At 32.6% G+C, this 4,234-nt stretch carries 5 protein-coding genes; 3 read left to right on the top strand and 2 right to left on the bottom strand.

Features of this window, described 5'->3' with window-relative positions:
- Positions 1–164: 164 nt before the first annotated feature.
- Genes CLLU_RS18055 through CLLU_RS18050 form a run of 3 tightly spaced genes read left to right on the top strand, consistent with a single transcriptional unit; the run spans position 165 to position 2,812 of the window.
- A complete protein-coding gene (locus tag CLLU_RS18055) occupies positions 165–1,349 on the top strand; it encodes an aminotransferase-like domain-containing protein (protein WP_106011145.1) in 1,185 nt (394 codons plus the stop codon).
- Between the two features lie 57 nt (positions 1,350–1,406).
- Positions 1,407–1,562: a hypothetical protein gene (locus CLLU_RS18925; RefSeq protein WP_170065775.1), complete on the top strand. Its 156-nt coding sequence runs from the start codon at positions 1,407–1,409 to the stop codon at positions 1,560–1,562.
- Positions 1,563–1,615: 53 nt separating this feature from the next.
- Positions 1,616–2,812: a pyridoxal phosphate-dependent aminotransferase gene (locus CLLU_RS18050; RefSeq protein WP_106011144.1), complete on the top strand. Its 1,197-nt coding sequence runs from the start codon at positions 1,616–1,618 to the stop codon at positions 2,810–2,812.
- A gap of 39 nt (positions 2,813–2,851) precedes the next feature.
- Here the strand turns inward: CLLU_RS18050 and CLLU_RS18045 are convergent, their stop codons facing one another.
- Both CLLU_RS18045 and speD read right to left on the bottom strand, forming a co-directional pair.
- Positions 2,852–3,736, bottom strand: coding sequence for a GNAT family N-acetyltransferase (locus tag CLLU_RS18045; RefSeq protein WP_106011143.1), 885 nt, complete (start codon positions 3,734–3,736; stop codon positions 2,852–2,854).
- Positions 3,737–3,784: 48 nt separating this feature from the next.
- Positions 3,785–4,165, bottom strand: a complete 381-nt coding sequence (speD, locus tag CLLU_RS18040) for an adenosylmethionine decarboxylase (protein ID WP_106011142.1) — start codon at positions 4,163–4,165, stop codon at positions 3,785–3,787.
- Positions 4,166–4,234: the final 69 nt, after the last annotated feature.

The following is a 4,234-nucleotide window of genomic DNA, read 5'->3' as shown; positions in this document are numbered from 1 at the left end:
ATATTTATAAAGATGAAAATCAGTTATAAAACTTTTCTGATTTTTTCCATTTTTAAAATATATATTGTTACTTAATATATATTTCAAATAATTAATGTCATTTAATTTAGAGGAGGTGAAATAGGAGGGCTATTGTATCTAATATTTATTCGGGGGGATTTTTTATGAAAACAAATTTTTCAAAACGGGCAGAAGGATTAAAAGCTTCAGAAATAAGGGAACTTTTAAAATTAACTGAGATGCCTGAAATAATTTCTTTTGCCGGAGGATTGCCTGCACCAGAGCTGTTTCCTGTAAAAGAAATGAAGCAAATAATGCAAGATGTTTTAGATAAAGATGGAATAGCTGCTATGCAATACAGCACAACAGAAGGATTTAAACCTTTAAGAAATATAATAGCAAAACAGAGAATGGTTAATTCAGGTGTAAATGTAACTGGTGAAGATATAATTATAACCAGCGGATCTCAGGAGGGCATTGAATTTTCTGCAAAAATATTTGTAAATGAAGGTGACACTATAATATGTGAAAGCCCAAGTTACATGGGAGCAATCAATGCATTTAAAGCCTACAGACCTAAATTTACTGAAATAGAGATGGATGATAATGGTATGATAATGGAAAAGCTTGAAGATGTACTCAAAAAGGACAAAAAAGTCAAGATGATTTATACCATTCCAGATTTTCAGAACCCTACAGGAATAACCATGTCTGATGACAGAAGAAAAAGATTGGCCGAACTGGCCAAAGAATATGAGGTTCCCGTAATTGAGGACAATCCCTATGGAGAACTTATCTTTGAAGGTACAACTCATCCTTCCATAAAGAGTTTTGATAAAGACGGATGGGTAATATACCTTGGTACATATTCAAAAACATTTTGTCCTGGTTTTAGAATTGGATGGATATGTGCTGAACCTGACATACTTCAAAAATATGTCATAATAAAACAGGGTGTGGATCTTCAATGCAGCAGTCTGGATCAAAGAGCTACTGCACTATTTATGGAAACTTATGATTTAAACGAACATATAGCTGAAATAAAGAAAGTTTATGGTAAAAGACGAACTCTTATGCTTCAAAGCATGGATCAGTATTTTCCAAAAGAAATCAAACACACAAACCCTTACGGAGGACTATTCGCCTGGGTTAAATTAAAGGATGGGTTAAATTCCAAAGAAATACTGGAAGAAGCATTAAAAGAAAAAGTGGCATATGTTCCTGGAGGTTCCTTCTTCCCAAATGGTGGACGTGATAACCATTTTAGATTGAATTATTCGTGTATGCCGGAAGAAAAAATTGTAGAGGGAATCAAAAGACTTGGAAAGGTTCTTTACAAATACTATTGATTTCGAGAATAAGATCTCTCCTTTTTGGTTAAACTTTTCTTAAAAGGAGAGAATATTATGTATGATATAAAAAATTTCAAAGAACTAGAAGAGAGTAAAAATAAACTGAGAGCTAATTGTATTGGAGATAGGGGCTATTTTAATAATTTTCAATATCAAAGTATGTTTGAATTAAAATCAATTCATGTTCCTATAAAGAGTATAATTAAGTAAAAAATTTTTTCTTGAATTTTATCATTTCAATGAAAAGTGGAGGTATAATTTTTATGAAATTGTCAAACAGGATTTTAAACATGCAATTTTCACCTATACGTAAATTAGCGCCTTATGCTGCGGAAGCAAAAAAAAGAGGCATAAAAGTATATCATTTAAACATTGGACAGCCTGATGTGAAAACTCCGGATTTATTTTTTAAGGCAATTGAAAATTTTAAGACCACCGTTTTAGCCTATACAGAATCCCAAGGAATGGACGAGCTTCAGGAAAGTTTCATAGAGTATTATAAAAAATGGGATACTGAATTTACCAAAGACGAACTGGTAATAACCAATGGCGGCAGTGAAGCCATAATGCTGACTTTCATGACTATATGTGATCCTGGAGATGAAATAATTTCACCAGAGCCATTTTATACAAATTATAATGGGTTTGCACAAACAGCTTCTGCTAAAATGGTTCCCTACTTAACAAAAGCGGAAGATGGATTTCACCTTCCAGATAGAGAAGTAATTGAGAGTAAGATAACTGACAGAACAAGAGCACTTATGATCTCAAATCCCGGGAATCCAACGGGAACAGTATACACAGCAGAAGAACTTAGACTGCTTGGAGACATAGCTAAAGAGCATGACTTGTACTTAATAGCTGATGAGGTATATAGGGAGTTTGTATACGACGGACTAAAATATACTTCTACTCTCAGCTTAAAAGATATTATCGATAGAGTGATAATTGTTGACAGCATATCTAAAAGATATAGTGCCTGCGGGGCAAGGATCGGGTTAGTAGCCTCAAAAAACAAGGAGTTTATTCATAACGTGATGAAGCTGTGTCAATCCAGACTCTGTGTGCCTACAGTAGAACAAATTGGAGCTGCCGCATTAAAAGATACTCCGGAGAGTTACTTCATAGAGACAAGAGCAGAATATCAAAAGAGAAGAGATATATTAATGGAGGGCCTTGGCAAAATTCCAGGTGTGATATGTAAAAAACCTACTGGTGCCTTCTATGTAGTTGCCAAATTACCTGTTAAAAATGCAGAAAACTTTGCAAAATTTTTGTTAACTGATTTTGAAAAAGATGGCAAAACAGTTATGGTTGCCCCTGCCAATGGTTTTTATGCTACTCCAGGATTGGGGGAAGATGAAGTCAGAATTTCCTATTGTCTAAATTGTGATGATTTAAAAGCTGCTGTAGAGCTGTTGAAAGCAGCTATAGAAGAATACAAAAAGACCAGAGAATAATCAAACATAAAAAAGTTCCCTATTGTACGGGAACTTTTCTTATATACTGCTTCTTCGTTTCAATTCCAAATGATACTGCTCCTTTTTAACTTCAAATCCAACACTCTTATATAGATTTAATGCTCTGTAATTAGAGTCTCTTACCTTTATTATTATCTTATTAAATCCATTGAAATATATCATTTTCAAAAGATATATCAGCAGGTATTTACTATACCCTTTTCCCCTGCACTCTTCTATTATTCCAAAATTCACTATGACAGGAATATTATTTTCAAGTATGAACTGCCCATATCCTATATATCTATTATCTTTTTTTAAAAAAACTGCCCCTTTTTCAAAATAATAATCTTGAACTTCATCGAAAAAAATATCTTCCAGAGTAAGAGGAACCCTGTGTTCATCTTCAAATATCTTGTTTTGTACTTCACATCTTTTTTCCTCGTCTCTGCCCTTTTGAAGTACCTCAAATTCAAGCCCTCCATTTAAGATGAAGTGTATATTTTCAGACAACTCCTTGTATAAGATCAAAGTACCTTCTTTTTTTTCAAATCCCATGCTCTTTAATAAACTGAAATTATAATTGTTATTCTCACATAAATATTTCACAGTACAATTTTCTCTAATGGTATTTATCAGACATCTATAGGGTAAACTATCTATGGAATTACACCGGCATATTACATTGAGGGCATTTATATTACAAATATTCTTGTGATATAAATCAGTCCAGATATAACCTATATATTTGAATTTGTCTTTAATAAGCTTTACTTTTCTTCTCAAAATTATTTGCTGGGCAAAATTACAATTATCATAAGTTTGAAAAAAGTCTCTGTTCAGAGAATTAAATACAGCTCTTTCCCTATTTAATTCCCTAAAATATCTTAAATTCCTTTTTACTAATTTTATGCATTTATACATCTAATTTTCACCTTATAAAAATAAAAGATCATCCCAGACGATGATCTCTTATATATTTGAGGCTTTAACTTTTACTACCTGTTCAAAAATACCTCTTTTTATCTCAGTTGCTGTCATATTTTTTGCATTAAACTTTTCAGTCATATAATTACATGCATTCCAGGGATTTATCCTATCTCCACAAGTAAATACATCTACAGCAGCATAACCGAGTTCCGGCCATGTATGAATTGTTAAGTGTGATTCTGATATTATAACCACGCCACTTATACCCTGCGGACTAAATTTGTGAAAGGCAACTTCCCTTACTTCAGCACCTGCTTTTATTGCAGAATCTACCATTATTCTCTCTATAAATTCTCTATTGTTCAATATTTCAGCATCGCATCCATAGATTTCTGCTAAAATGTGTCTCCCTAATTCATTCATCTTTCATATTTACCCCCTAGATAAAATATAACAATTAAATTTTATCAAAAATAATAGAAAAGTCAATAT

This window comes from Clostridium luticellarii (genome assembly GCF_002995845.1).
GTDB classification, from domain to species: Bacteria; Bacillota; Clostridia; order Clostridiales; family Clostridiaceae; genus Clostridium_B; species Clostridium_B luticellarii.
The sequence above is the reverse complement of the archived record's forward strand: the minus strand, read 5'-3'. Positions and strand labels throughout refer to the sequence as shown.